General features: G+C 39.8%; 19 protein-coding genes. 6 read left to right on the forward strand and 13 right to left on the reverse strand.

Translation table 11 applies throughout. The features are described from left to right. The first annotated feature begins 30 nt into the window (after positions 1 to 30). Together glcD and V7112_RS20800 are read left to right on the forward strand one after the other, a co-directional pair. Complete coding sequence (glcD, locus tag V7112_RS20795; RefSeq protein ID WP_335423383.1) at positions 31 to 1,443, forward strand: glycolate oxidase subunit GlcD; 1,413 nt, start codon at positions 31 to 33, stop codon at positions 1,441 to 1,443. Then, entirely contained in the window at positions 1,440 to 2,762 is a 1,323-nt protein-coding gene (locus V7112_RS20800; RefSeq protein ID WP_335423386.1) for a (Fe-S)-binding protein, read from the forward strand. The genes glcD and V7112_RS20800 overlap by 4 nt, the downstream gene beginning before the upstream one ends. A gap of 54 nt (positions 2,763 to 2,816) precedes the next feature. Here V7112_RS20800 and V7112_RS20805 read toward each other — a convergent pair whose 3' ends face one another. The 13 genes from V7112_RS20805 to V7112_RS20865 form a co-directional block, all read right to left on the reverse strand. Further along, the gene (locus tag V7112_RS20805; protein WP_335423387.1) at positions 2,817 to 3,533 is read right to left on the reverse strand and encodes a polysaccharide deacetylase family protein; all 717 of its coding nucleotides are present in this window, start codon (positions 3,531 to 3,533) and stop codon (positions 2,817 to 2,819) included. A 127-nt stretch (positions 3,534 to 3,660) separates the two neighbouring features. Further along, on the reverse strand, positions 3,661 to 4,248 hold the full coding sequence (locus tag V7112_RS20810) for a YdcF family protein (protein WP_335423388.1): 588 nt from the start codon (positions 4,246 to 4,248) through the stop codon (positions 3,661 to 3,663). A 104-nt stretch (positions 4,249 to 4,352) separates the two neighbouring features. Continuing rightward, complete coding sequence (locus V7112_RS20815) at positions 4,353 to 5,168, reverse strand: NAD-dependent epimerase/dehydratase family protein (RefSeq protein WP_335423389.1); 816 nt, start codon at positions 5,166 to 5,168, stop codon at positions 4,353 to 4,355. A gap of 366 nt (positions 5,169 to 5,534) precedes the next feature. Further along, entirely contained in the window at positions 5,535 to 8,738 is a 3,204-nt protein-coding gene (locus V7112_RS20820; protein WP_335423390.1) for a UvrD-helicase domain-containing protein, read from the reverse strand. Beyond that, a complete protein-coding gene (locus tag V7112_RS20825; protein ID WP_335423391.1) occupies positions 8,731 to 11,667 on the reverse strand; it encodes a PD-(D/E)XK nuclease family protein in 2,937 nt (978 codons plus the stop codon). The genes V7112_RS20820 and V7112_RS20825 overlap by 8 nt, the downstream gene beginning before the upstream one ends. A gap of 125 nt (positions 11,668 to 11,792) precedes the next feature. Then, on the reverse strand, positions 11,793 to 12,482 hold the full coding sequence (locus V7112_RS20830) for a copper homeostasis protein CutC (protein WP_335423392.1): 690 nt from the start codon (positions 12,480 to 12,482) through the stop codon (positions 11,793 to 11,795). A gap of 99 nt (positions 12,483 to 12,581) precedes the next feature. Next, the gene (locus V7112_RS20835) at positions 12,582 to 13,070 is read right to left on the reverse strand and encodes a DUF1648 domain-containing protein (protein ID WP_335423393.1); all 489 of its coding nucleotides are present in this window, start codon (positions 13,068 to 13,070) and stop codon (positions 12,582 to 12,584) included. Between the two features lie 55 nt (positions 13,071 to 13,125). Next, positions 13,126 to 13,620: a hypothetical protein gene (locus V7112_RS20840; protein WP_335423394.1), complete on the reverse strand. Its 495-nt coding sequence runs from the start codon at positions 13,618 to 13,620 to the stop codon at positions 13,126 to 13,128. A 114-nt stretch (positions 13,621 to 13,734) separates the two neighbouring features. Continuing rightward, entirely contained in the window at positions 13,735 to 15,087 is a 1,353-nt protein-coding gene (locus V7112_RS20845) for an ABC transporter permease (RefSeq protein WP_335423395.1), read from the reverse strand. Next, entirely contained in the window at positions 15,084 to 15,776 is a 693-nt protein-coding gene (locus tag V7112_RS20850) for an ABC transporter ATP-binding protein (protein ID WP_335423396.1), read from the reverse strand. Before V7112_RS20850 ends, V7112_RS20845 begins: the two co-directional genes overlap by 4 nt. A 138-nt stretch (positions 15,777 to 15,914) precedes the next feature. Further along, on the reverse strand, positions 15,915 to 16,982 hold the full coding sequence (locus tag V7112_RS20855; protein ID WP_335423397.1) for an ABC transporter permease: 1,068 nt from the start codon (positions 16,980 to 16,982) through the stop codon (positions 15,915 to 15,917). After that, positions 16,975 to 17,859, reverse strand: a complete 885-nt coding sequence (locus tag V7112_RS20860) for an ABC transporter ATP-binding protein (RefSeq protein WP_335423399.1) — start codon at positions 17,857 to 17,859, stop codon at positions 16,975 to 16,977. The genes V7112_RS20855 and V7112_RS20860 overlap by 8 nt, the downstream gene beginning before the upstream one ends. Next, the gene (locus V7112_RS20865) at positions 17,852 to 18,247 is read right to left on the reverse strand and encodes a GntR family transcriptional regulator (protein WP_335423402.1); all 396 of its coding nucleotides are present in this window, start codon (positions 18,245 to 18,247) and stop codon (positions 17,852 to 17,854) included. The genes V7112_RS20860 and V7112_RS20865 overlap by 8 nt, the downstream gene beginning before the upstream one ends. Before the next feature lie 319 nt (positions 18,248 to 18,566). Between V7112_RS20865 and V7112_RS20870 the strand changes: the two genes are divergently transcribed. The 4 genes from V7112_RS20870 to V7112_RS20885 all read left to right on the forward strand — a co-directional run bounded on the left by V7112_RS20870 (position 18,567) and on the right by V7112_RS20885 (position 24,097). After that, entirely contained in the window at positions 18,567 to 19,799 is a 1,233-nt protein-coding gene (locus tag V7112_RS20870) for an aminopeptidase (protein ID WP_335423404.1), read from the forward strand. A gap of 394 nt (positions 19,800 to 20,193) precedes the next feature. Beyond that, complete coding sequence (gene nadC, locus V7112_RS20875) at positions 20,194 to 21,045, forward strand: carboxylating nicotinate-nucleotide diphosphorylase (RefSeq protein ID WP_335423407.1); 852 nt, start codon at positions 20,194 to 20,196, stop codon at positions 21,043 to 21,045. Positions 21,046 to 21,136: 91 nt separating this feature from the next. Further along, positions 21,137 to 22,150 (forward strand): TAXI family TRAP transporter solute-binding subunit, encoded by a 1,014-nt coding sequence (locus V7112_RS20880; RefSeq protein WP_335423409.1) that lies wholly within the window; start codon positions 21,137 to 21,139, stop codon positions 22,148 to 22,150. Positions 22,151 to 22,168: 18 nt separating this feature from the next. Next, positions 22,169 to 24,097 carry a TRAP transporter permease gene (locus V7112_RS20885; RefSeq protein ID WP_335423412.1) on the forward strand — a complete coding sequence of 643 codons (1,929 nt, stop codon included), beginning with the start codon at positions 22,169 to 22,171 and terminating at the stop codon, positions 24,095 to 24,097. The last annotated feature ends 14 nt before the right edge of the window (positions 24,098 to 24,111 follow it).

Below are 24,111 nucleotides of genomic sequence, written 5' to 3' on the forward strand. Positions count from 1 at the left end.
AAATAAGAAGATTTAATTGGAGGCGTTCACATGATTGATGCAAATGCAAAACAGCAATTTTTAAAAATTGTCGGTTCACAAAACTATGATGATTCAAATACAGGGCGACTCGTGTACTCCTATGATGCAACCCCGCAATTCCAGTCCATGCCTGATGCTGTGATTTCTCCTCGAAACAAAGAGGAGATAGCGGAGGTCGTCAAGGTTTGTAATGAAAATAAAATTCCAATTGTTCCCCGTGGTTCTGGGACAAATCTTTGTGCTGGCACTTGTCCAACGGAAGGTGGAGTTGTCCTTCTTTTTAAACATTTAAATCAGATTTTAGAGATTGATGAGGAAAATTTAACAATCACAGTCCAACCTGGCGTGATTACACAGGAAGTAACAAATGCTGTTGAGGCTAGAGGATTATTTTATCCACCTGACCCTGGTTCGATGAAAATATCCACTATTGGTGGCAATATCAATGAAAATTCGGGTGGATTACGCGGCCTTAAATATGGTGTAACACGTGATTATGTGATGGGGCTTGAAGTTGTGTTAGCGAATGGAGAAATCATTAAAACAGGTGGTAAGCTTGCGAAGGATGTAGCGGGATATGACCTTACCCGTCTATTTGTCGGATCTGAGGGTACTCTTGGCATTATTACTGAAGCAACGCTCAAACTCATACCTATGCCTGAATCAAAGGAAACGATTCTTGCACTTTATGAGGATTTGGAGGCCGCTGCCAAAACAGTTTCAAAGATCATCGCCAGTAAAATCATCCCGATTACGCTTGAATTCCTTGACCAGCCAACTATAGAAGCAGTCGAGGCTTTTGCACAAATCGGGCTACCGACTGATGCAAAAGCAATTCTTCTGATTGAACAGGATGGTCCTCCAGAAATTGTAAAACGGGATATTAAGAGAATCATCGAGATATGTAAGGAGGAAAATGCCGTTTCCGTGAAATCGGCTGAATCTGAAGAAGAAGCTGAAAGCTTGAGAACGGCAAGACGGGCTGCTCTTTCTGCTCTTGCACGGTTAAAACCTACAACTATTTTAGAAGATGCTACTGTTCCTCGTTCTGAAATTGCAAACATGGTAAAAGCGATTGGTGAAATCGCAAAAAAATACGATTTAAATATTTGTACCTTTGGTCACGCGGGAGATGGAAACCTCCATCCAACCTGCTTAACAGATGTTAGGGACCGTGAAGAAATTGAGCGAGTAGAAAAAGCATTCGAAGAAATTTTTGAAAAAGCAATCGAGCTGGGCGGAACAATCACGGGTGAACATGGGGTTGGCGTAATGAAAGCACCTTACCTAGAAATGAAGTTAGGTGCCTCCGGGATTGCGGCGATGCAAGCAATCAAAACGGGTCTTGATCCGAATAATATTATGAATCCAGGGAAAATGTTTGCGAAGGATTCAAGAAAACGTGTGGTGGTTTCAAAATGACAACAGCTCTCGAACAACAAAAAATCAAAGACGAATTCCAAACACGCATGGATCAGAATGAGCTATTAAATTGTATGCGTTGCGGGTTCTGCCTTCCAACCTGCCCAACCTATATCGAATCTGGCTATCAGGAATCTCACTCACCACGCGGAAGAATCGCATTAATGAAGGCTGTTGTGGATGGTCTCATTGAGCCCGATGAGGACTTCGAAAAGTCATTGAATATGTGTTTAGGCTGTCGCGCTTGTGAGCCTGTATGTCCATCTGGAGTCAATTACGGGCACCTTTTAGAGGAAGCGAGAGATATCGTCAATCAAAATAAAAAGCATTCCCTACCTGTAAAAGCTGTAAGGAAAACGGTCTTTGAAGGACTCTTCCCTCATCAAAATCGTATGCGTACCCTAACAGGATTACTTGGCGTCTACCAGCGTTCTGGGATGCAGAAAGTCGTTCAAAAAAGTGGGCTAATGAAGTTTTTACCCGATAGCTTGGCTACCATGGAACGCGTTCTGCCGGAGGTACCAACCTTAAAAGAACTAAAAAATCGTCCATACCATCTTGAGCCCATTGGAGTTCAAAAGAAAAAGGTTTCCTTTTTCACAGGCTGCTTGATGGATACGATGTTCATGAAAACAAATGATGCAACAATGAAGCTGCTTCAATTAGCTGGTTGTGAGATTGTGATTCCTAAAACACAGGCTTGCTGTGGGGCATTGCATGGTCATAGCGGTGAAAAACAGAAAGCAAAGGAACTTGCGAAACAAAATATTATCGCGTTTGAAGAAATCGAGGCAGATTATATCATTACAAATGCGGGTGGCTGCGGTGCATTTTTAATTGATTATGGACATCTTCTAAAAGATGAGCCCGAGTGGGCAGAGCGGGCGAAAGCATTTTCGAAAAAGCTTAAGGATATTTCTTCAGTTTTAGTAGAATTAGAGTTTTATAAACGGAAGCTTTCTCTTCCTGCACAGTTTATCACTTACCAGGATTCTTGTCATTTACGAAATGTAATGAAGACATCATCTGAGCCTAGAAAGCTCCTTCAAGCCATTCAGGGCGCAACGTATATGGAAATGAAAAATGCGGATAGCTGTTGTGGGTCAGCCGGAATCTATAATATCGTGGAGTCTGAAATGTCGATGAAAATATTAGATTCGAAAATGAAAAACGTAAAAGATACTCAGGCAAAAACGATTGTTACAGCCAATCCGGGTTGCTTGCTCCAGATGAAACTCGGCATTGAACGTGAGGGATTATCCGCTAAAATGCGGGCTGTCCATATTGTTGATTTATTACTTGAAGCAGTTGAAGGATAAATAAAAAACAAGAATCGTCAATGGGAACAGGACGATTCTTGTTCAGTAATAAACTTAATTCGTTTGAGTGGTATGAGTCCGAAATAACATTTCTGAAACAGTTACAAATTCATATCCGTCCTTTTCCAGTTTAGTGAGTATTTGATCTAGTGCTTTAATGGTTTGAGTTCGATTTCCGCCTGAATCATGAAAGAGGATAATGTTTCCTGGCTTTATACCCGAAATAACCCGCTTTGTTATTGTGTTAACCCCTGGATTTTTCCAATCTTCCGTATCTTGATGCCATGACCATAAAACAACATGATAGCCATTCTCGGCAGCAGTGTTAATAATGATATCATTATAATTCCCACCCACCGGTCGAAAAAGAGTTGGACTAAACCCTGTTATTTCCTTAAGTGAGTCAGTAGTTTTTACGATTTCATTTTCAAGTTTTTGGGAGTCTCTGATAATATTTGAATGATTGAAGGTGTGATTAGCAATTTCATGCCCCTCCAATACTTCTCGACGAATAATCTCAGGGTAAGAATTTGCATGTTTTCCTACAACAAAAAAAGTTGCTTTTGCTTTATGCTTTGCTAAAACATCTAAAATATCAGGTGTATAGACTGGATTTGGTCCATCATCAAAGGTGATAGCCACCATTTTCTCATTTGTCTTCACTTCCCACGTAATTTTCCCCGTTTTTTCATAGTCAAAGCGTTCTTTTGCCAATGTAGGATTATGATTGAAGGACAGTAAAAGGACAATCAATAATATGCATCTTCCCACGGAAGTTCCTCCTTTTCTCATAAGGATGTATTGGGTAGTTTATGGATTTTTTTCGATAATTATTTAAACTGAATCATTTTATTTCATAAAAAAATGACGAGACTTTACTCGTCATTTGGTACGTGTTTTATTTAAGGAAATATTTTTCTACATAATATTTCGTGACTGACAAATACTCACGACCATATGCTTTTAGCAATGTAATTTGTGGCGTTTTTGCTGGCAGCCCCTCCACTTCTAATCCGGCGTCTCTTGCAATTTGGGTCGAACGATAAAGATGATAATCGTTTGTCACAATAATCCCAAGCTTTGCATCCGTAGGAATAAATTCTTTCGAGAATTTAATATTTTCATAGGTGCTTGTTGACCGGTCCTCAAGGAAGATTCTTGCTTCCGAAATCCCTTTGTCCACTAGTTCTCGTTTTATCGCTTCAGCCTCAGTGATATCCTCCCCTGGACCCTGACCGCCTGAAGCAATCAAAATGGTATCCTCATTCTCCTTTGCATAGTCTGCAGCCGCATCAATTCTATATTGCAACGCAATGGATGGGATTTCACTGTTCACCTTTGCCCCGAGAATAATCAAATAATCAGCGTTTCGGGGTGGCGTAGCATCCGCATAATGTGAAATTTTATAATGAATTCTTCCGAAATATCCAACACCAATAATGAGTAAAATTCCAATTAGTAGTAGCATCATTTTCCTCTTTTTCAAAAAGTAACAACCCCTTTAGGGATATTCTACCATTATACCAAATAGACAAAAAAGGAAAACTTTAGGCATCAGATCAAAAATGATGCCCTGTGAAGTGCAGATGTTTAGTTAAGCCAATTTTGATTTTCCAAATCGTAGGATGGGATTGAGGGATTCAACGCGATTTCGGCCAGACCCATTACGTCCTCCGAATTCAGCTTTGAGATAAATCCAAGCTCACGTGTAGCATTTTCTGTTGACCATGGTTTATCTTTGTTATCTGAAACGCCATAATACGTACCAAACTTGACGGTGGATTGGATGGCTAAATCAAATAACTGGATCACATCCTCGTGACTTAATAATGTTTTATTAGTGCGTGGGATTGTTTGTAAATCTTTCACTTCATCCCTTCTAACACTGCCAATTCGCAAATTTATAACAGACAGATTGTTTTCTTCCTCAAAGGCTAATATATGGCCGATGTTTTCAGATGCCAATTTTAGCGTGCCATATAATGACCTTGAGTAGGGATAATCCTCAACTGTGATTTCACGACTGAGTGCTGAAACTCCATCTTTTTCATAAAAATCGGTCACATGATTGCTGCTTGCATAGACCACTTTTGGAATTCCAAGCTCAATTGCGGCTTTTAAAATGTAAAAGGATGCAAAAAAATGAATTTCGGTCTTTTTTCGAAATTGAGCTATTTCTTTAAAATCATTTTTAGTGTTTACATTAAGTAGGTTAATAAGCGCGTCACAGTCAGATGGAATTTTTCTTAAAAGATCGTCAAAATTTGTTGCATCGACCTCGATGTGGTTTGGGTGTTCGCCTACCTTTTTATCAAGAATGATGATTTCGTGTTTGTCGTTTAGCCCTTCTTCAAGGATGGAACCAATTAGACCAGTTCCACCGATGATGGCAACCTTCTTTTTCAATGTATTGCTCCCCTTTTTAACGAGTCATATTTTTTAAAGTTTGTAGTTTTTAGGAAAACATACATGAAATTAATTTGCTTTGTGAGCATAAAGGACGTTTTGACTGTGGTTTCGGTCTGTTTTGGTCTTCATCAGGCTTATGAAGGACATTTCAACTGTGATTTCGAACTGTTTTGGTCTTCATCGAGCTTATGAAGGACATTTCGACTGTGATTTCGATCTGTTCAGGTCTTCATCAGGCTTATGAAGGACATTTCGACTGTGATTTCGATCTGTTCAGGTCTTCATCAGGCTTATGAAGACCTTACCCATCATCATTTCGTTGCGTTCGGGCTTTCAACTTGCATCCACTTCAACTTTTTCCAGCTAAACCCCGACAATTTTATTCGGAGTGACGAAGTAAAGCTGTTTATCCGCCACACTTTCACCCGTCATTCGTTCCCAAATTTGCTGGTACAGGTCGATTTGCTTTCGATAGTAATTCGTAAGTTCAGGTAGTTGTCCAATGTCCTTTGGGCGATCTGTTTTGTAATCAACAATCTTCCATGCGCCATTTAGCTTGTACACGAGATCAATAATTCCACTTACAAAGATCGATGCTGCATTATCTCCTTTTTCAATCAACTCAAACAAAGAATCACCAGCATCCATTTTTAGCATAAACGGAACCTCTGTTAAAACATGGTCCGCAATTTGAAGCTCTGCCCAAATCATCGATTGTTTAAATCGGTCGACAGCTTGAGCAACTTCATCAAGTCTGCCTAATGAAATTTCATGATTTTTTAACGTTGAGATCATCACTTCTTCAGCTTCTTCCCCTTTGACAATCCTTTCAAACACCTCGTGGATAGCAGTTCCCCATGCCTTTCCCCCGCCTTCTTCACGCTCAATCCCAAGCGTGAAAATATCCTGTTTGTCTTCAGTCGGACTAAATGTTGAAAAAGATGGTTGTTTCCGATCATCAATCCAGTCAAGTAATCCCTGTGTTTCTTCTATGAATTCATCGCGCGTTATTATTGAACTCACTACATCTTTTTCCTCATAAAACAGCTCAGGTACTTCAATATCCCGAAGTCCAGGTATGCCATCAAGAAGTAGATTCCACGGGTTTTTATTATTTTTTGATTCGAATGCACTGATAATCATGGCTTTCTCCGCTCTTGTTGCTGCAACATACAGAACGCGGGTTTCCTCGGCAAGCAGATACGCTTCCTCTTCATCGAGGTAATCCTCCCAATGTCGCGGCTGTGCAACAGTTTTTCTCGCGAAGCCTTGCTTTCTTTCGAACATATAATAACCCGTTGATGATTGTTCTTCACGTCTAATATGGGACCAGATTTTATTGCGAATTTCTGGTTTTTTCCCAGGATGAGCTAAGAAAACGATAGAAGCCTCCAAACCTTTTGCTTTATGGACATTCATGATTCGTACCGCATTTTCATCTTCCTCAAGATTGATGACCTTTGTTTTTTCTTCAATTTGCTTTTTAACAAATTCGACAGCATGACTGAAGGTTGTTGCCTCGTCTTCCTCTTTACCACGCATTGCTTCAATAATTTGCAAAAGATTCGTAGCTTCTCGTTTTCCATAGCTTTTAGCTAGAAACAATGGGTACAGCCCGATATCCTCGATTATTTTTTCAATGACCACTACTGGTGAAAAGGATGTTTTCCACTTTGCATATTGTTTGAGCTTTGATAGCGCCCCTTCAATATGCCGCTTCGTACCCTCATTTACGTTTTTCGGAGTCTGGGCATACATGAAAAAAGCTCCCCCTGTTTGACCCCATTGATAAAGCTCTTCATCACTAATGCCAAACCAAATACTTCGTAATGCCGCTACCAAAGCAACTTGATCGGTCGGATCAACCAGAGCTTCAAGAAGTCGAATAAGATCCTGAAATTCAAGAATTGTACCAATTTCCATTTCCCCGCTGACGCTAACGGGGATTCCCGTTTCTTCAAGTTTTTTGGCATACACATCCATTCCGTCTTTTTGCCTTGTTAAAATCATAAATTCTCGTGGCTCATGACCTTCATTTATTAATTTTTGTATGTATGCCGTGATACATGTTGCATCTTCCTCAACCGTGATTGTTTTATTTTTCGCGAATTCGTCTGCTAAAACTAGCCTTTTAATCCCAGTAAAATCAGAGCTACTTGCTTCCTTATAGGAAGAGAGCGGTCGATAGGCAGCCTGGTGAACCGTCTCTTCTGCTGGCAGCTGCTCCTGAAATACTTGATTCAATAAGCTTGTTACGGTATCAACAGTTCTAAAATTCATGATTAACTGAAGCACTTCTCCGCCATGGGCTTCAATCAATTCCTTCACGAGATTGTAAATATCAATATCCGCTCTTCGGAACCGATAAATCGCTTGCTTCGGGTCCCCCACAACAAATAGCGAACCGGGACGTGGTTTGCACTTTGTCCAATTTTGTTCCGTGATATCCTCGCCCGTTAAATAAAACATAATCTCCGCTTGAATTGGATCGGTATCTTGAAATTCGTCCACAAGCAGCCTTTTATATTTACCTTGAAAATACGCACGCACTTCTGGATTATCTTTTAAAAGTGCAGCAGTTCTCATTAACAAATCCTGAAAATTCATTAACGAGCGTTCCTGCTTTATTTTTTCATACTCTGACAATGCTCCTTGAAACAAATCAATCACAAATGGGTGGCAATATTCACTCCATCGTACAAGCAATGGCTGGATATGAGCCTCGAAAAAATCTGAGATTCGCGCATGATATTCCTTTGCATCCTCTTTTGACGACCATTTATACTGGGTAACCGTCAATTTTTTATCAAACAACTGAAAAATCTTAATCTTTAATGCATCCGTTTTGTCATCGTATTTCACATGACGGAGGGCATCTTCAATTGCTTCCTGAAGATTATCAGGACCTTTTGGAATATCCTTCGGAATGCAGCGACTTGCTTCGTTTAATAGCTGAATGAAACGACGAAACACCTCATCGAGATTTGGCTTTTCAATCACTTCACTCGCCCATTCCACATCAGGGTAGTTCTTCATTTGGCAAAAGCGCTCCAATAAATCTTTTTCCTGAAGCCCTAAATCCTTCATTATTCTTGATTTCTGTGGATGATCCTGTTCGAGCTTCTGCGTATAAACAAACCAAGCTGCTTCGGCAATTTTATCATCCTCCGTATCCTCAAGCTCTGAAAAATGGACATCAATCCCCGCTTCAACAGGCCGCTCCCGTAGTAAACGTGCACAAAAGGAATGCACCGTTCCGATAAACGATTGTTCGATGTTTTGTAAGGCTTCCTCGAGTAGATATTTCAAGTCAAGATCTGTTTCTTCTTTAAAATTTTTCTCAAGAACGGTTAAAAAACGTGTTTTAAGCTCATCTGCTGCTTTTTTGGTAAAGGTAATCGCGACAATCTCATCAATTTTTGCAGAGCCTGTGTAAATCAGGTTCACCATTCGGTCAACAAGACTCGTTGTTTTTCCCGATCCAGCCCCAGCTTCTACAAGAAAATTTTTACCTAGAACAGTTGTTATTTTATCTCTTGCCTCCTGATCGACAATCACTTTAGTCATAGGCGCGCACCCCCTTAAAGCTTTTTAGTCCCTCAGCTGTTTCATCTTGTTGCTTTTGTTTTAATGCATCTTTATCATACGTAGAACGTCTGCATATATTTTTAAACTCACAGAATTTACATTCCTTCTCATCATCTGTCATCGTAAAATGACCATGCTCCACAATCGAAAGAAGCTTGTCTAAAATGTCTTTACCATTAGTCCGAGTTGTTTCCTCTTGCTCACGTACAAAGCGTTTTCCCGCTCCTTTTCGGGTTGGAAATAGATAGGAACTCTTTCTAACCGCGCCCGTCTCCATTCCCAAATGGGCCTCGATCGCTAACGTATAAAGGAGATGCTGCAGCTGTCTTCCACCTTTAAAAAATCCCCTCGTGTGATAGCCCCAACTGCTTCCCGTTTTATAATCAATAATATGGTAGAAGCCATCAGGAAGCCGGTCGATTCTGTCGATAATGCCCCTTACATGAACCGTTCCAGATGGAAGCTCAATCACAGCTGGTGCGTCTTCTCCAAACGAATATTCAAAATACAATGGTTCACCCAGCTCACTATTCTCCTCTTCAATTTTCAAAAAGGTCTCACACGACTCGATGATTTCCTCTGACTCTAGTCTTTCCGTTCGTAGATTTGGTGGTGGAACAACTGTTTTTACATATTCCAGCCTTTTTTTCGCAATCCTGGTTAGAAGGTCAATATGCATTGAATAGGAAGGCCTTTCCTGACGTTCTTTGATCTTTTGATAAAATTTCTCAAAAATTTCGTGCAGCAACGTTCCCCTCGTTTTGGCGTCTAACCATTTCGTCGGGTCATAGGTAACATCCTCATTTACTTTTAATCGCAGCACATTTTCTAAAAAATAGGCATAGGGACATTTCGCGATTTTCTCTAACTTCCCGGCGGAAATTGTAATCTCCGGATTTTTGCGGGGATCAAACCCGGTCGTATCACTTTCAATTTTTCCTTCATACACTGTAAATGCTGGATCCTGCCTCATTTTCTCCGCATGAAGGCCTCTCGTAATATTCTTAAAATCGGCTAAGAAAGATTTGTCCAGCTGGCTATTTTGAAAGTTTGTGATTTTTCCATACCACCAGTCTTTGTTTTCGAGTGGATGGTTTCGGTTTGCAACTGGGACGTTCTGTAGTAGCGTCTTAAAATCTGCTGAAAGATCACCTGTTTGAATCCGATAGCATTGCAAAAATAAATAAGCGGGTGTAATGGCTCGGTTTTCATTTAAATCGAATCTACAGTAACTAGCAGTAATCTCATTTTTCCCTGCAGAAGCTAGTAGCTGTAACAAGGAATATAGATTGCTTTTTGACCTTTCTTTTTCTAAAGGCAGGAACCGTCCTAGTTTTTCTCTTTCAGTATCAAGTAAAAGTGGATCTTCTCCTGACTTTCCCGGAAAACGCCCGTTGTCCATCCCCACTATAAACAAATGCTCACGATTCAAGTAGAGCCCATTTTTATAGGATGAAATATGTAAATAACCGGGCTTTGGACCCGACTGGCCAATGCGAATGGAAAGAAAATCTTCCTCGAATTTTTGTAGGGCATTTGTTATGGCTTCATTGGTATATGGAAGCACAGCCTCGATTCGTTCAAGCAATGCTTCTTTCGCCGCTTGGTCAAACCCTGAAGAAACCTTACAATAGTTCTCCAGAAAATACTTGATTGTTTTTAGCAGGTCTCCATAAATAATGGTCCCGTCGGATATGGTATTTGGCGTATTTTTCAAAGTAGTCGAAAACCATTTTAATAACCATTGATATTCACCAATGCGGTTATCTGAATCAGGTAGTTCAGTGATTTTAGCCTTGATTTGTGTAAGATAACGCTCCTTTCCCCAGCCGATGTTTGCTCCACGGAGTAGCGTCGCCCATTTTCTTTTTGATGGTGCTTCCTCTCCCATATCTAGCAAATTTTCCTGCAGAAGCTTTAAAAAAGCTTGTACACTATAAAAATCTTTCATCCAAGCTAAGATTCCAGCAACCATTTTTCCGGGTCTCGTAAATCCAATCGGTATCCCTTCCCCAAAGGTCACAGGTATTTGTAATCGTTCTGCTTCGTGATACATGGCTGTTACATATTTTGCGCTCGAGGTGTAAAAGATTGCAGCCTCATCAAACCGAATCCCTTTTTCCTTGATTCGAAATATAACCTCCTTAAGTTCCATTTCCTCTGTTTTTGCAGAAAAAAGCGACAGTGTCGGAACGGTTGTAGGTGAATTCTCCACATCAAACAAATAGCTTAGTGGCGTTTCATCCCTGAAAATCACCTTTGAAAATGGTGAACTCTCAGGCACAGCAATACCTCGTACTACTTCCATTGGTAAATAAAAGTAGTTTGTTGGAAGGGCAGTTTTTAAAAATTCAACCTGAACGTACGCTAGCCTTAAGTTGCTTTGCAAAATAAAGATCTGATTTCTAGAATGATATTTTCCTAGGACATTCCGATAAAGATCCGCTTCATCGACCAGTTTATATTTTTGAAGCAGTTGTTCGTAAGCCTCTAAAATGAGGATCATATCTTCGCCTTTATCGGACGAAACAAATTGTTCTCTTGAAAGTGTGCTGCCTATGTATCCAGCAAGGCGAAGCAGCTTTACAGTCTGATACATGCTTTGACTTAAGGCTGGTGTGATTTCGACCTCGTGAAAATATTTTAGGCTTTGCTTACGTTCAGTTAATAGGGTATACATCAAATGAGCGCCAAGTGGGTCGCTTATCAGTTGATTTTGTTGGTATGATGTCGTATCGAGCGCAAGATCCTTGACCGTTTTGATTTTGATATTAATGGCATGATTGTTTTTTTGAGAAAACTGCCTTAAAATTTGTTCACCTATCATATATGAATCCACAAGTAGAATTTTTTCTGTTAAAAAGTGCTGTTTGCATATGGTTTCGAGTTGTTTGATAAGAACTTCCATTGGTTTCACTCTCCTTTTGGGTGAATTTGGGGCGTCATGGTTGCGCATTTTTGTTTCTATCTGCGTGAACCGTTTTTGCAAAAATAAAAGGACGTCCAAATCTACATTCAGACATCCTTGTTGTGTTAGTTTAAAATTTCTCTTATCTTTTTTATAGTATTCCCATTTATTGGTTCACTAAACTTCCCATTTACACGTACCGCCGATCCGAAATGGTATTCAGTTGCGTGAACTTTTTCATGAAGCTCTGCTATATTGTCTGGTGATAGACCAGAACCTGGCATAATCACCGGTGATGGGTTTTCACCCGAGAGTGCCAGCATCGCCTTTAGATTTTCGACACCATCTAATGCCTTTGGCGCTCCCCCCGATGTTAACACTGTTTGAATCGAATCACTGTATTTTTGAAGGGTTTTATAGGCTTCGAGAATATCCTTCGCCTCATCAACTGCACGATGGAAGGTAATCTTCATTCCACCAGCAATCTCAATGACCTTTTCAAGAAAAACTTCATCAATTTCTCCATTTTCAGTTAAAGACCCAAACACAATTCCAGCTGCCCCAAGTTCCTTACATACTATTACATCCTCTAAAATAACTCGCTTGTCATCTTCCGAGTACGTAAACGAGTAGCCGTGAGGACGGACCATGACATGAACAGGAATTGACACCGCTTGGACAACATCTTTAATAACACCATAGGAAGGTGTTAAACCTCCTTCCGTCATCGCGGTTACCAACTCCAAACGGTTTGCACCATTCTGCTCAGCTAGTTTTGCATCCTCGCTATTTTGTACAATAACTTCTATTAACATTGTTGTCTTCCTACTTTCGTTCTGAAACCATGGGGACGATTCTTGTGGTACCTATTAAGGAACCGAAAGAACCGTACCCATGGTAACTCATTTTTTACGTTACTTAATCATCTTGTACATATAATAACCCATTGGTCCAAAAATAGACAGGAGTAGTCCAATCATATACCCCATGCCTAACCCTTCTTTACCTTGAGCGACATTTACCATTTCCCAAGCACCAATTGCCAAAAAGAAAGTAAGAAAAAAATTCATCACAATAAGCATTTTTCGAGAGATTCTATACATACCTTCCGCATTTTCATTCGTAATCTTTACAGGGTAATTATGAATATGTGGAAACTTACTTAAAATAAACATCAATTTAAATAAAAAGGTTGCGATAATTGGCAGAATGAGGGCACTCGCTTTTCCACCCCACCTGTCAGGCTCCCCCGCAAAATTAAAATGGGTCGGTACTCGGTCTGGAATCTCATTCCAATTCACGATGATAAATACATATATGCCTACTAAAAATAGGATTGAAAGCAGCTCCAATATTTTTTCTGATATGGTTTTCGGTAACTTCAATACTGGCTTGTCAGACAAAAAAACCACCCCTTCATACCTTTTAATACGAAGAAGGAGTGGGATGGGTTTCATTTTATGAGAATAATTTCAGCAATTTGTTCAATGTTGTTTCTTCAAAATCCTTAACAGCTGTCAAATAAGGTAAGGTCATCTCTTCTATTTGATTATCCCAGCTAAGAACAAGTGGGATTGGACCTGTTATTGTGCCATCCTCTAGAATAATCGTTTCAAGATAGTTTAATAGCAGTGTCCGGTCGATAACGGCTTCACCTGTGCCATCGGTTGTTAATTCAATTGTCCCCGAAATTGAAGTCCCTTGAATTTGAAAGGCAACCTCACTTGGAATCGGAGATCCAACCTCATTGTATGTAAGTTTGAGAATGTCAGGTGGTGTCTCTATCATTTCACTATAATTAATGTACTGAAGTTGAGCAGACCATGTCTTGATTGTTTCCGGTGTCTCCACAGGTTTAAACACAACCATTTCATACCATTTCATCTCTTCCTTATTACACCCAGCAAGTAAAATCATGATGAGAACGAACGATATTACCTTTAACAGTTTCAATTTCTCATCCCCCTTTTGAAAAGCTTGGAACCACGGGAACCATGAGGACGGTTCCTGTGGTCCCCCAACATAGAATTCCTTAAGGAACCAGGAGAACCGTCCCTCTGGTCCCTGTTACACTTCTCTTCTCATAGCTTTTAGGACATCGATTTTTGTAGCGCGTTGTGCAGGTCTCATACCTGAAATGATCGTGACGAGTAGGCAGATTGCAATACAAATCAATGGTAATGAAACTGGAATATGTGAGAACATTAAGCCTTCAGGCATTTCCTCTCCAAATGCTGTTTGAATGATTAATGGGATTGCTAGATTCACTGCAAAGCTTATTCCATATGCTACAATTGTTCCAAATAAAGCCCCTAAAATCCCAATGTAGCTGCTTTCAATTAAGAAAATTTTCTTAATGACTCCAGGATTTGCGCCAATGGCCTTCATGATTCCGATATCTGGCGCGCGTTCTGTGACAGCCATTGTCATCGTATTATAGATTCCAATTGAGGCGATTAAAATGGCAATAGTTCCGATGAAAATCAATCCTGCCTTTGCAATCGCAAACACCATGTTAACTTCCTTCAATTCATTTAAAACGGAATATGTTAAGTAATGGTCTTGGTCTAATACTTCTGTGATACCTTCAACTGCTTCCATATTGGTCGCATAAACCTTTATTTCATCATAGTTTCTTGACCCTTCAATTTGGTAGTCTTCAGCTATTTCATTCGGTCCAAGCACCATCCCTCGTGCTGTTCCAGTAAACTCTTCAATTTCTCCTAAAGTGCCTTCAGAAATAAACACGGATTGGTCGTAAATCCACTCTTTTGTTGGTTTCTTACTAACCCCTACAACCGTTAGTGGAATTTCTTTTTTTACTTCTTCGCTATCTTTATTTTGCATAACAGTTAAAGTTAGCGTTTTTCCTAGTAAGCTTTCTTTATATCGAAACTCTTCTTTTAGTTGACCATTCTCATTATAAACGTCAACATTTTCTCCAGCACCTTCTTTTTGAAGGCTTTCCACGAAATGATGCCCGACTACTATTTCATTTTCTTTTTCAGGCAAACGACCCTCAGATAATTCAAAGCCAGCTTTTACTTCAGATGGAAAATGAGTGACAAGTGTTTGTCCCCAAGCACCATAATCATCAATCTTGTAAATCCCTTCTTGGCTAAGCTGTTGCCTGCGCGTAACCGCCTTAACATCTTCAATCTTCTCAAAATGTGCAACATCTTCATCTGTTAATTCAAGAAATTTTTCATTACTGTCTAGTTTTCCGTGCACTTCAATTTGAGTCACAATTTGGCGCTCTGTGATATCTTTTACAATTGATTTATGCAAACCGAATCCTACTGACGCCAATACAATTAGGAATGCACAGCCCATCGCGGTCGCTAAAACGGTCATAAAGATTCTTGTTTTATTTTTCTTCATATTTTGTCTCACAAAGCGAAATTGATCGATGAATTTCATACCGCTACGACCTCCTCGACAAGATGACCATCGGCAATTTCAATCGTGCGATGTCCAATTCTAGCAACCTTTTCATCATGGGTGATAATTAAAAAAGTGATGCCAAGTTCCTTGTTTAGTTGTTTAATAAATTGTAGGAGATCATCCTCTGTCTCACTGTCCAAACTTCCAGTTGGTTCATCTGCAAGAATAATGGGTGGATTGACAATTAAAGCTCTTGCAATACTGACCCGCTGCTGTTGACCACCAGAAAGCTCGCTTGGATAATGGTCCTTACATTCTAATAAACCAACTTTCGCGAGCATTTTTTCGGTCTTTTGAGCACGCTCTCTTTCTCCTAATCCTTTTAAAATAAGGGGTAATTCTACATTTTGAAAAGCTGTCATGCTTGGGATAAGCTGAAAGCTCTGAAAAATAAACCCAAGATGCTGAAGCCTATAATCAGCAAACTTTGCTTCATTAAATTTAGTTACGTCAGTGCCGTCAATAAAGATTTGCCCTTCCTTTGGATGGATGAATCCACTGATAACATTCAAAAGAGTCGACTTCCCTGAACCACTCCGCCCAACAATCGTGACAATCTCACCACGATTCACCTCAAACGAAACATTCCTCAAAACTGGAATAACAGTCTTATTCTCCCTCTTCCCTATCTCAAAATCATGACTTACATTTTTTATCTCGATCATTGTTTTATCTCCTTTAATTTAACCAGGACCATGGGGACGGTTCTTCTGGTCCCAAAATGCCCTAAAAGCCTAAAATACTTGCTGCGAGCACCAAGGGGAACCAAGAGAACCGTCCCTCTGGCCCACCACTGGTTCCCTTTATTTTTTTCCGAATTGCATCCTGACTCCCGCTAATTTAGTGAGGATGAGATAGGCAATGATGCTGAATCCAAGTCCTCCGAGATGATAGGATAGAAGGCTTGGGGGTTCGTCGTACCTATGAGACGAGCCAAATACCATTCCACCGAATAGGTAGAAACAGATGAATACGCCCACTTTTAGGTAAGGAAACAGCTTCTCATAAGCCAAGATTTTACCGTTATTTTCACTTTTTATTCGGATTGATAATCGCTTTATCAAATATAACGAAATAATCGTTACAACAATCGGAATGATGATTACTGATAACGAACCTATAAAAGAAGCTTGTTTCCACACAAAGATTTCATTGATATCCCGTTCAAAATCCAATAATAGTAATGGAAAAGAGAGATTCTCAGCATAGGCATCAAACCTTTGGATTCCGAAGTTTTCTTTTATAAAATGAACACCTGTGATTGCTCTGTAGTGATCAGATATTCCTGACATGACTAAGTTATAGAGTCCGTATGGCAAAAACAGAAAGATCACACTAAACGCAAATTGTGAAACAAAACTTGCTCCAATTAAGCCAATAAACAGACTAAACGTAAAAACCCCTATTAAAGTTGCCAGTGCAATTACAAAGTAATACCCAAGTGCACCTAATGAAAGATATTCATGTAATACTGAATTCCCAAGTATGAACATTGAAATTAATACACTTACTACCAATGCTACTGTTAAATGAACAACTCCAAACATCCACTTTGAGAAAAAAATATCGCTTCTTTTGTATGGGAGTGCTAACGTAAAATCCAAGCTTTGATTTGTTCGTTCTAATCCAATTAAGGCTGTGGCCAATAAAATGGATGCAAGAACTTGAAACAATCCCACTTCTAAAAAGTTTCCAAAATATAATGAATATGGTTCAGAATTTCCCCATTCATCCCAATGTAAAAGCGAATTCTCCTCGATGCTTAAAAAATTATTTAATTTGTATGGAAAGTAAAGGCAAACCAACCAAAGTCCCCATACAACAAACTTTGATTGTTTATAATTCCTAAGCCAAAGTGCTTTATTAAACAATGTCATCCCCTCCTAATGCAGACACAAACATGTCTTCTAAGACAAAAGGCAATTCCTCTAGCAGCACTGGTTGCTGCTCTTTTAATCGTGATACTGTTTCTTCTATATTTCCTTTTATTAAAAGGGTGTACACACGTCCGATTTGAGATAGAACTTCAATATTTGGAAGCTGGTCCATTTCTATTGGCATACCGTTTTCTTTAAATACAATCTGTATTTTTTTATAATGGAGTCTTGCATCCTCCATTGTGACAATTGATTCAACCTCGCCATCTTTTAACATAATGATCGTATCAGCGATTTTCTCAAGTTCATCTAAATGATGGCTTGAAATTAGAAGTGAAATCCTTGATTCTGAAACTTCCTCTAAGAGAAACTGCAGGATTTTCCTTTTTACAATCGCATCTAGCCCATTTGTTGGTTCATCTAAAATAATCAGTTTTGCCCTCGTTGAAATGGCTAAAATGATAAATAACAAGGCCTTCATCCCTCGTGAGAAGGTCCGAATTTTTCGCTTTTCTGGAAGCTTGAAGCGCTGTAGAAGCTGATAAAAATAGGCTTTATCGAAATTCACATAAATTGCTTCATATAAATTCACAAGCTCTTTAATACTGTAACCATTAAATGTCGAGTTTGAATCTGGAACAAATACCATTTCCCCCTTAACTTCAGGGTGTATCACGATATTTTTATCTTGAAACACAACTTCCCCCTGATCCGCATCTAAAATGCCAACAAGGCTTCTTAGCAGCGTTGTCTTTCCGACTCCATTACGCCCGACCAAGCCAACGATTGACCCTTCTCCAATTGAAAAAGAAATATTGTTTAAAACCTTTTCTCCTTCAATGGTCTTTGAAAGATTATGAACGTTAAACATTGCTGTCCTTCCCCCCTAACTCATCGACATACTTTTCAATCCACTCAACAAATGTTTCTTTATTTATCCCTAGATAAGAAGCTTCTACGAGTAAAAGCTTTAATGATTGTTTGATTTCCTCCACTTTTTCATCATCCACCTTCTTTGGAAGCTGTTCGGAAACAAATGTGCCCTTTCCCCTTCTTGTTTCAATAATTCCCTGTCGTTCTAGCTCTTGATAGGCTTTGCTGACGGTGTTTGGATTTATAAGCAAGGTCGAGGAGAGCTCGCGAACACTTAATAATTTGTCATTCGGCTGAAGGACTCCTTTTAAAATGAGCTCCTTGACTTGGTTCACAATTTGTTCCCAAATTGGTGTATTACTACGTTCATCCAAATGAAAATACAAGCAAAACACCCCTTTCAGTTGTTCTTTATCACTCGTGTTTTAGGTGTATTACATCATGTAGTACACTTAATACATTAATAGACATTTACTTTTATGTCAATATACATCCGCCTATTTTTTGCAAACTTTGAACCATGGGAACCAAGGGGACGGTTCCTGTGGTTCCTTGGACTTTATTTAACCCTCAAACTTAATCAGGAACATTTGAAGGAACCAGGTGAACCGTCCCTCTGGTCCCTTCGAATCGTTTCTGTTACACTAAATAGGAAATATTTACACTTGTGCTAATTGTTTAGCACGTAATTAAAGGAGAATTCTTATGTCTAAGTTCGAACAAATGCTTGAAAAATATGCTGATTTAGCTGTACGTGTGGGTGTTAATGTTCAAAAAGGACAAAATCTTCTTATTAATGCACCTATTTCAGCTGCAGGATATGTAAGAAAAGTTGTCAAAAAAGCATATGAGGCAGGTGCAAGAAATGTATATGTCGAGTGGAATGATGACGAAATTACACGCACTCGCTTTGACCTTGCACCAGATGAAGCGTTTCTTGATTATCCGATGTGGAAGGCAAAAGGAATGGAAGAACTTGCGGAAAATGGAGCTGCCTTTTTATCTATCATTTCGTCCAATCCAGATTTATTAAAAGGCGTCAACCCTGAACGTATTGCCAACGCGAATAAAACGGCAGGTCTAGCTTTGGAAAAATACCGAAATTATTCTCAGGCGGATAAAGTCAGTTGGTCTGTCATTGCTGTCCCTTCAGAGAGCTGGGCTGAGAAAGTATTCCCTGGCCTATCCTCAGAGGAGCAAGTCGAGAAATTATGGGATGCCATTTTTCAAGCAACTCGCGTCGATGTCGAGGACCCTGTTCAAGCGTGGAAGGAACACAATGCAACATTACATGCCAAGGTTGAATATTTAAACAAGAAAAAATATAAAAAATTACATTATAAAGCACCTGGAACAGACTTAGTGGTCGAATTACCTGAAGACCATGTATGGATTGGCGGTGGTGGTGAAAACGAACAAAACATTGAGTTCGTAGCCAATATGCCGACTGAAGAGGTGTTTACCGTTCCTAAAAAAGACGGTGTAAACGGATTCGTGAGTAGTACAAAGCCGCTTAATTACGGTGGAAGCCAGATTGATCAATTTACATTAACTTTTGAAAATGGACGAATCATTGAGGTGAAGGCCGAAACAGGTGAGGACACGTTAAAACGTCTTGTAGAAACAGATGAAGGCAGCCACTATTTAGGTGAGGTTGCACTTGTGCCACATAGCTCACCTATTTCACAATCAAAAATTCTTTTCTATAACACACTTTTTGATGAAAATGCATCCAATCACTTCGCCATTGGAAATGCATATGCCTTCTGTATTGAAGGCGGTAAAACGATGTCACGTGATGAGCTTGTGAAAAAAGGTGCAAACTCAAGTATCACACATGTCGACTTCATGGTTGGCTCAGGTGAAATGGACATCGACGGTATAACTGCTGACGGCACAATTGAACCTGTCTTCCGCAACGGAAACTGGGCTTTTTAACAAGAAAAGTGCAAGGCGCCTTGAGAAGGAACATCGACTAAATACTGCCACGTCCTTAGGCAAAAATCGATGTCAGCACTTCCTCGAAAANNAAGTCAAGCATAAGACGACCCCAACCTTCCGAAGTGATTGGCTAGACCAGAGAGCTGATGGCGCCAGGAACTAGACAAACACTATGGCATCACCGGGCATTAGCTCCGAGTGGTGCCTTTTTTCTTCCCAATCCCCTATTTCCATTCAAAAATTTTCTCATTAATTCTATTGAAATTGTGTCAAGTTTGTGTAAATATAGATGACAAGACAGATGTATTTCCATCTTCTCGAACTTTTAACAAAGTAATCTACCTAAGTTTGTGAAGTTATTCTCAAACTTATTTATACTAGGAGGCAAACTATGAATATAGTAAAATTGCGAAAAATACTTCAGGAGTTTTTGCTTGAGGATATTGGTGATCAGGATGTAACCAGTCAATCGATTTTTCCACTTGAACAAACGAGTCAAGGTGTGTTCATCGCCAAAGAAAATGGAATCATTTCAGGATTAGCCATTATTAAAGAAGCGTATCACCTGTTAGATTCAACCATTCAAGTTGAGCTTCGTTTCACTGATGGAGATCTTGTTTCAGCGGGCGATACAATTGCAACCGTAAGCGGTCCAACTGCTCATCTGCTTACTGGTGAAAGAGTTATTTTAAATCTCCTACAACGTATGAGTGGTATTGCAACGGTCACAAACAAATGTGTAAATGCGTTAAACGACCCTTCCATCCAAATTTGTGACACCCGAAAAACAATTCCAGGACTTCGGATGCTTGATAAATATGCAGTCGTATCTGGAGGCGGTAAAAACCATCGTTATGGCCTTTATGATGGTGTCATGATTAAAGATAACCACATTGCCTACTGTGGCTCCATTACAAAAGCCGTTCAAGCCGCACGTGAAAAAATTGGCCATATGGTGAAAATTGAGGTTGAAACTGAAAATCTGGAAGAGGTATTGGAAGCAGTAGAAGCTGGAGCAGATGTAATCATGTTTGATAATCGGAGCCCAGAAGAAGTGAAGGAATACGCTCAACTAGTGCCTAAGGGCATCATCACTGAAGCCTCTGGTGGCATTACCTTGGATAATTTAGCTACCTACTCTGGAACAGGTGTCCAGTATATTTCATTAGGATTTTTAACTCATTCTGTTAAAGCACTTGATATTAGTTTACAGGTTAAAGAAGGAAACAAAAAAACTTCCTAACCAAATAAATCATGCCACTGCTCTAAAAGTCGGAGTATAAATTCGCTAATCTCATTTGAACATTAGCATAACCTTTGGGGGTAAAAGTGAAATGTCTCACAAAAATTGGACTTTATCTTTCATTTTATTATTATGTAGTTTATTACTAGCAGGTTGCATGAATAAAGTTGGCGCGGTTTCTGTCGGTAATTCAGACGATATTCGAACAACTATTATCGGGGGACGAACTGGTGGGGCATGGTCTGTTTTTACAGAAGGAATAGCTGAGTCGATTCGTCGAGAAAATGAAGGCTCGTTTATTACGGTAGAGCCAGGTGGAATTGTAGAGAATCCTGCGAGTGTAGGAACAAACACAGTTCCATATGGAATTTCGTACGCCATGACAGCTTATGCCGCATTCAGTGGAAATGAACCCTATAAAGAGGCTTATCCGGATATTCGGGCTATCAGTGTTGTGATTCCTGCAAACTATTATCAACTGATAGCACGGGGAGATGTAGATTTTGATTCATTAGATGAGGTTATTGAAAAAAAAGCGCCAATGCGCCTCGCTGTTGACCAAAGAGGATCAGCCGGTGAAATCATTACACGAGCCATTTTAAATGAGTACGGTGTAACCTATAAAGATATCGCTTCTTGGGGTGGTTCCGTTGATCATTTAAGTGGATCAACAACCTTTGAATTGATGGCGGATAATCGAATTGATACGTCTGGAGATGCAGTTTCAGTTCCTTCTAGTGATATTTTAGAAGCGGCTATCACAAATAAGTTGAAAATTATTTCTATGAATCAAGATATCCTTCAAGCTGTATCAGAAAAATTAGGAATGGAGCTAGGTACAATCCATGCAGGAAGTTATGATTTCTTAAATAAAGATGTAAATACCCTGTATACTCCTGCGATTTTGATTGTTCATAAGGATGTACCAGAAGAAGAAGTGTACCGTGTCACAAAATCGATCTATGAGAACTTTGAATACTTAAGCACTGTTCATAAAGAATTTAAAAATCTATCAGACGAAAACTTTAGCAAGGTTGGGAAGGTCCCGCTCCATCCAGGTGCAAAGAAATTTTTAAAAGAACAAGGACTAATTCACGAATTTTAGAAGGGAGTTCCCAACATAATGGGCTTTAAACATTATCTAACAAGAGCCTTCTCTGAAGGTGAAAAGCGCCACTTAGCAGGACCTCATTTGAAAATATTTATAGGCTTCGCATTCATTCTATCAGTATTCCAAGTTGGGTCCGTTGTTTGGGGAAAATTAGATCCGATTCAGCTGTTAGCGACGCATTTATCACTCATTCTCATCTTATCTTTTATGTATTATAGTTTTTCAAAAAATAATGGAACGAGCGTTTCCCCAACAGTAGTAGATTATATCTGTACTTTTTTAGCACTAGGTGCGGGAATCTATTTTAACATTCATGCGGTACGGATAGCAGAACGGATTCCGGTTGTTGACCCATTGTCTTCATTGGATTTACTGGTCGGTCTCGTATTTGTCGTATTAAGCATTGAAGCAGCTCGCCGGACGATTGGAATGCCAATTGTCATCATTGTCTTAATTGGAGTTGGCTATGCACTGTGGGGCCATCATCTAGGTGGACTCATTTGGCATCGGGAATTTTCGATTTCAGAAGTAGTTGAAGATTTAGCTTTCAGTTTTAATGGACTATGGGGTTCACCGATTGCTGTTGCTGCATCCTTCGTGTACATGTTCTTATTGTTTGGCGCCTTTTTACAAAAAGCAGGTGCGGGTGAGTTTTTCTTCCAGCTTTCAACTGCTTTAGCCGGAAGAACACGTGGCGGAGCTGCAAAGGTAGCCGTACTAGCAAGTGCGTTTTTTGGGATGATTTCCGGAAGTCCAACAGCCAATGTCGTGACGACAGGTTCGTTTACCATCCCGGTTAGTAAACGCTCTGGCTACAAACCATCATTTGCAGCAGCAGTTGAGGCAGCTGCATCTACTGGTGGTAGCATCCTCCCACCGATTATGGGATCATCCGCCTTTTTAATGGCAGCGATCACACAAATACCTTATATATCAATTGTTATTGCTGCAATCATTCCAGGAATTCTATACTACATCTCCTTACTAGCCATGGTTCATTTTGAGGCAGTAAGATTAGATTTACCAAAAGCAGAAAAAGAGGATATCCCTAAAGTCTCACATGTGTTAAAAGAAGGCTGGTACTACTTTATTCCCCTTGTTGTCCTGCTCGTTTTTCTATTAAATGGGTATAGTGCGTCAAGGACTGGTTTTTATGGTGTATTGGCTATTGTCTTAGTGAGTTGGTTCCGGAAAAAAACGCGAATGGGTGTTAAGCAAATTTTCGAAGCGATGGTTGATGGTGCAAGATCCTCCATCCCCGTTACAACGGCATGTGCAGCTGCAGGGTTAGTGATTTCTGGCATTATGTCGACAGGTCTTGGTGGAAAATTAACAAGTGTTGTACTTGGGTTAACTGAAGGTATGCTTATTCCAACCTTAATTCTAACGATGCTCATTTGTATTGTTTTAGGTATGGGGATGCCGGTAGCAGCTGCGTATATATTAACGGCAATGTTAGCTGCTCCAGCGTTGATGGAATTAGGTGTTTCGTTAATGTCTGCGCATTTATTTATCGTCTATTTCTCCATTTTTTCTGCGATTACACCGCCTGTTGCCGTTGCAGCCTATGCCGCGGCTGGAATTGCAGATAGCAATCCAAATCAGGTTGGGTTAGAAGCTGTTAGACTTGGAATTGTTGGCTTTATCGTGCCATTTATGTTCGTGCTCGAGCCTGCATTATTGCTAGATGGTTCACCGGGTGAAATCATTGTTTCTTTCTTTACTGCTGTAGTGGGAGTTGTAGCATTAAGTGGAGGAATTATCGGTAGACTTCGAACGAAAGCTAGCATTCCAGACCGAATTCTCTTAATCACGAGTGGTCTATTGCTCATCTACCCTCATGTTCTATTCAGTGGTTTAGGTATCATTTTATTCGTTTTCGTTTTTGTACTTCAGAAAAAGCGTCATATTCAATACACGCCTTTACAAAAAGGTGCCTAAGTAGAAAAAGTTCA

Origin of the sequence: Bacillus sp. JJ1566, from assembly GCF_036962685.1 — a bacterium.
Lineage (GTDB): Bacteria > Bacillota > Bacilli > Bacillales > Bacillaceae_L > Ferdinandcohnia.